This window comes from Bradyrhizobium sp., assembly GCF_049691595.1.
In the GTDB taxonomy this organism is placed as follows: domain Bacteria; phylum Pseudomonadota; class Alphaproteobacteria; order Rhizobiales; family Xanthobacteraceae; genus Bradyrhizobium.
The window spans coordinates 1-4,617 of sequence record NZ_JBAVNZ010000378.1 but is presented as its reverse complement, the minus strand read 5'-3'; the positions used below and the strand labels follow the sequence as shown (position 1 = coordinate 4,617).

4 protein-coding genes are annotated in these 4,617 nt (G+C 65.3%); 1 reads left to right on the top strand and 3 read right to left on the bottom strand.

Annotated features, from left to right (window positions below; all coding sequences use genetic code 11):
- Positions 1-109 precede the first annotated feature (109 nt).
- Positions 110-1,624 carry an acetyl-CoA acetyltransferase gene (locus WCE35_RS16445; RefSeq protein ID WP_424594390.1) on the top strand — a complete coding sequence of 505 codons (1,515 nt, stop codon included), beginning with the start codon at positions 110-112 and terminating at the stop codon, positions 1,622-1,624.
- A 187-nt stretch (positions 1,625-1,811) separates the two neighbouring features.
- On the opposite strand, the gene otnK is transcribed toward WCE35_RS16445, so the two are convergent.
- The 3 genes from otnK to ltnD form a co-directional block, all read right to left on the bottom strand.
- Positions 1,812-3,089 carry a 3-oxo-tetronate kinase gene (otnK, locus tag WCE35_RS16440; protein WP_424594389.1) on the bottom strand — a complete coding sequence of 426 codons (1,278 nt, stop codon included), beginning with the start codon at positions 3,087-3,089 and terminating at the stop codon, positions 1,812-1,814.
- Complete coding sequence (otnI, locus tag WCE35_RS16435; RefSeq protein ID WP_424594388.1) at positions 3,086-3,868, bottom strand: 2-oxo-tetronate isomerase; 783 nt, start codon at positions 3,866-3,868, stop codon at positions 3,086-3,088. The genes otnK and otnI overlap by 4 nt, the downstream gene beginning before the upstream one ends.
- Positions 3,869-3,893: 25 nt before the next feature.
- Positions 3,894-4,617 (bottom strand): L-threonate dehydrogenase (gene ltnD / locus WCE35_RS16430; protein ID WP_424594387.1); only part of this gene is annotated, 724 nt, incomplete at its 5' end.

Genomic DNA, 4,617 nt, shown 5'->3' with positions numbered 1-4,617 from the left:
AAGCAATCCATCGTGCCGCGTAGAGGAAGAATGGATTGCTTCGTCGCAAGTGCTCCTCGCAATGACGAGGAACGGGGCGAATTCAACTATCTCAACAGTGAAACAAGAAATGTCGCAATCCCCTGCTCCCGACCAGCGCATCCCCGTCATTGTCGGCGTCGGCGAAATCGTCGATCGGCCGAAGGAAATCGCTGAAGGACTGGAGCCGCTCGACCTGCTCGAGCAGGCGCTGAGGCGGGCAGAAACGGACAGCGGCGCAAAGTTGCTCGGCGATATCGGCTCGCTCGACATCGTCAATTTCCTGAGCTGGCGCTATCGCGATCCGGAAAAACAGCTCGCCGACCGTCTCGGCATCGCGCCGGCGCACGCCTGTTTTGGCCCGGTCGGCGGCGAGAGCCCGATCCGCTATCTGCATGAGGCCGCGCAACGCATCGCGCGCGGTGAATGCCATGTCGCCGCGGTGTGCGGCGCCGAGGCGCAATCGACCGCGACCAAGGCTGGGCGGGCGGGCCTCGCACTGCCGTGGACGCCGTTTGCGCATGACGTGGAAGAACCGAAACGCAGCGCGGCATTCCAGAAACCGATGGCGGTCAAGCTCGGCGTGTTCCGGCCGATCACGGTTTACCCGCTGTACGAGGCCGCGACCTCGGCGCATTGGGGCCAGACCCCGCGCGAGGCGCTGGCCGAATCCGGCCAGTTGTGGTCGACATATTCGAGCGTCGCGTCGCAAAACCCGAACGCGTGGCTGAAGAAAACCTTCACCTCCGATGAGATCACCACGCCCTCGCCCGACAACCGGCTGATCGCCTGGCCCTACACCAAGCTGATGGTGGCCAATCCGACCGTCAACATGGGCGGCGCGATCCTGATGACGAGCCTCGCCAAGGCCCGCGCCGCCGGCATTGCCAAAGAAAAGCTGATCTATCCCTGGGGCGGCGCATCGGCGGAAGAGCCGCGCGATTATCTGATCCGCGACCAGTTCTTCGAAAGCCATCCGCAGAATGCCGTGCTCAAGGCGGCGATGGATCTGGTCGAGGGCGATGGCCAAAAATTCGATGCGATCGAATTGTATAGCTGCTTTCCCTGCGTGCCGAAGATGGCGCGGCGGACGCTGGGCCTCGGCCCCGACGTGCAGCCGACGGTGACCGGCGGGCTGACCTTCTTCGGCGCGCCGCTCAACACCTATATGACACACGCGGCCTGCGCGATGGTGCGCAAGCTGCGGGGCGGCGGCAATCTCGGCCTGCTCTACGGCCAGGGCGGTTTCGTCACCAAGCATCACGCGCTGGTGCTGTCGCGGCAGGCGCCGAAGGAGCCGCTTTCGCAGGATACCAGCGTGCAGGCCGAGGCCGACCGGCATCGCGGCAAGGTGCCGGACTTCGTGACCGAGGCCAAGGGCAAGGGCACGGTCGAGAGTTTTACGGTGATCTATGGCGGCAAGGGCGATGTCGAGCACGGTGTGGTGATGATGCGGACGGCCGACAATGCCCGCGCGCTCGCCCGGGTGCCGGCCGGAGATACGTCGACGCTGAAGCATCTGCAAAACATGGACCGCACGCCGGTAGGCTCAACCGGCGATATCGTCACCGCCGACGATGGCGTGCTGGAGTGGCGGGTAGGTTGAACTCGTGTCCCGGACGCGGTGCAGCGCGCTTCGCGCTGCTCCGCAGAGCCGGGACCCAAGGATCACATCGAGATGGATCACATCGAGTTCGTAGTCTGGGCCCCGGCTCAGCAGCGCACCGCTTACGCGCTGCGCTGCGTCCGGGGCACGCAAGCCCGCCTTTTCTTGTGCGTTACCGCCGCGACCCTCAGCGCATCAGCTTCAGCGCGTCGGAGAAAAACTCCGGTCCCCCGAAATTGCCGGACTTCAGCGCCAGCAGCATCGCGCCATTGCTGACGCCGACCGCACGCAGCACCGGCACGCCGGCGGCGATTTCAGGACCGACCAGAAAGCCGGGAATTTTCAGGCGATCCACCACCGCGCCCGAGGTCTCCCCGCCCGCTACCACCAGCCGCCGGACACCAGACCGGACCAACCCCTCGGCGATATCGGCCATCGCCTGCTCGATCGCGTGGCCGGCGGCGTCGCGGCCATGGCGCGCCTGCAAGGCTGCGACCTGGTCCGGCGTCGAACTGGAGACGATCAGAACCGGACCTTGACCAAGGTGTTCATTGGCCCAGCTAAGTGCCTGCTGTGCTTCAGTTTTTCCCGTGATGGTCTTTTCAGAATCAAGGTGCAGCACAGCCATCACCTGCTCGGCCTTGGCGATCTGCTGGAGCGTGGCCTGCGAACAACTGCCGGCAAGGCACGCCGCCGGTCCGCCGACCGGCGCTTCCGGGATGTCGCTCGGCGCATGCGATTTGACCCTGGCCGAGGCGACCAGCGCGCGGGCGATGCCAAGCCCGATGCCGGAGGCGCCGACGGAAAGCCGGTGATCCAGCGCCACGCTGCCGATGGTCTCCAGGTCGCGGTCGAACACCGCATCGGCGATGGCGGCGCCAAACCCCTGGCCTGCGAGATCGGCGAGCCGCGCCCGCACCGCATCCGCGCCGCGCGCAAGGGTCGCGAGATCGACCAGCCCGACTTTGATCCGGCTCTGGCGCGCCAGCACCCGCACCAGATTTGAGTCGTGCATCGGATTGAGCGGATGGTCCTTCAGCGGGCTTTCATTCAGTGGCACGGAGCCTACGAACAGATTGCCCTGATAGACGGTGCGGCCGGTCTCGGGGAAAGCCGGCGTCACCAGCACGATCGCGTCGCCGGAATCCTGGCGCAGCGCGTCCATCACCGGGCCGATATTGCCGGCATCGGTGGAATCGAAGGTCGAGCAGATCTTGAACAGCACGTGCCCGGCGCCGCGGCCGCGCAGCCATTTTTCCGCCGCGCGCGAGCGCGTCACGGCGAGACCAGCTTCGATCGAGCGGCTTTTCAGCGACACCACCACCGCGTCGACCTCGGGCAGCTTGAGATCGCCTGCGGGCACGCCGATGGTCTGCACCGTGCGCAGGCCCGAGCGGGTCAGCGTGTTGGCGAGATCGGACGCGCCGGTGTAGTCGTCGGCAATGCAGCCCAGCGCCAATGTCACGGCTTCACTCCGGCATAAGGCTTGAACCAGCCAAGGCCGTCGGTGGTGTTGCCGCGCGGATTATATTCGCAGCCGACGAAACCGCCATAGCCGAGCCGGTCGAGCTCGGCGAACACGAAGGGATAGTTCAGTTCCTCGCCGTCAGGCTCGTTCCGCGAGGGAATGCTGGCGATCTGGATGTGGCCGATGATCGGCATCATCTCGCGCAGCCGCATGGTGACGTCGCCATGGATGATCTGGCAGTGATAGATGTCGAACTGCAGTTTGAGGTTCGGAATTTTCAGTTCGACGATCAGGTCGCGGGCGAAGCCGAAATCGTTGAGGAAATAGCCGGGCACGTTGCGCGGGTTGATCGGCTCGATCACGACATCGAGGCCGTGGGGCGCGAAAAATTCCGCCGTCCATGCCACCGATTTATAAAACGCCTCGACCGCCTTGCTGTCGCTTCGGCTGGCGATTCCGGCCATGAGGTGCAGCCGCTTGACGCCGGTGGCCTGCGCATAGGGCAGCGCGGTGCGCAGGCTCTGCTGGAGATCGTCAAAACGTTCCGGCAGCGCGGCAAAGCCTTTTTCACCGGCGTCCCAGTTGCCCGGCGGCAGGTTGAACAACGCCTGGGTCAGGCCGTTGGCACGCAGGCGTCGACCCACTTCCTCGGCCGGATGATCGTAGGGAAACAGGAATTCGACGGCGGTGAAGCCGGCCTTCGCCGCCGCCTCAAAACGCTCGAGGAACGGCACCTCGTTGAACATCATCGAAAGGTTGGCGGCAAAACGGGGCATCGCTGTCCTCTTGTTCGGTTCGCTGCTATTTCGGCTCGCCCGGCAAATGCGTGCCGGTGACGCGGGCATACATCCGCGCCACCGAGGCATCGTCGTCGCGGCCCATGCCGGAGGCCGCTGTCATCAAGAACATCTGCAATGCCGCGGCCGCCACCGGCACCGGAAACTTCGCCGTGCGCGCCATGTCCTGGATGATGCCGAGGTCCTTGACGAAAATCTCAACCGCGCTGCGCGGGGCGTAGTCGCCGTCCAGCACATGCGGCATGCGGTTCTCGAACATCCAGGAATTGCCGGCGGAGGCCGTGATCACCTCATAGACTTTGCGGATATCGAGGCCCTGCCTGGCCGCGAAAGTGATGGCTTCGGAGGCGGCGGCGATGTGGACGCCGGCCAGCAACTGATTGATCATCTTGAACGCGGCGCCCTGCCCCGCGGCGTCGCCGAGTTCGTAGAGTTTTGCCGCCATCGCATCCAGCGCGGGCCGCGCGCTTGCGAAAGCGGTCGGGCTACCCGAGGCGAGAATGGTGAGTTCCCCCTGCGCCGCGCGCTGCGCGCCGCCGGAGATCGGGGCATCCAGATAGTGCCTCCCCGTGGCCTCGAGCTGCTTCGCCAGCCGCCGGGCCACGTCCGGGTCCATGGTCGCCGAGGAGACGAACACCGCGCCCTTGGCGAGCGATTCGGCGACGCCATTGGCGCCAAACAAAATGGTCTCGGTCTGCGCGGCGGTGACGACCACGCTGACGACGATG

Bases quoted from the DNA above. Each gene is read 5' to 3' on its own strand.
- WCE35_RS16445 (WP_424594390.1), top strand. From the start codon at position 110: ATGTCGCAATCCCCTGCTCCCGACCAGCGCATCCCCGTCATTGTCGGC.
- otnI (WP_424594388.1), bottom strand. From the start codon at position 3,868: ATGCCCCGTTTTGCCGCCAACCTTTCGATGATGTTCAACGAGGTGCCG.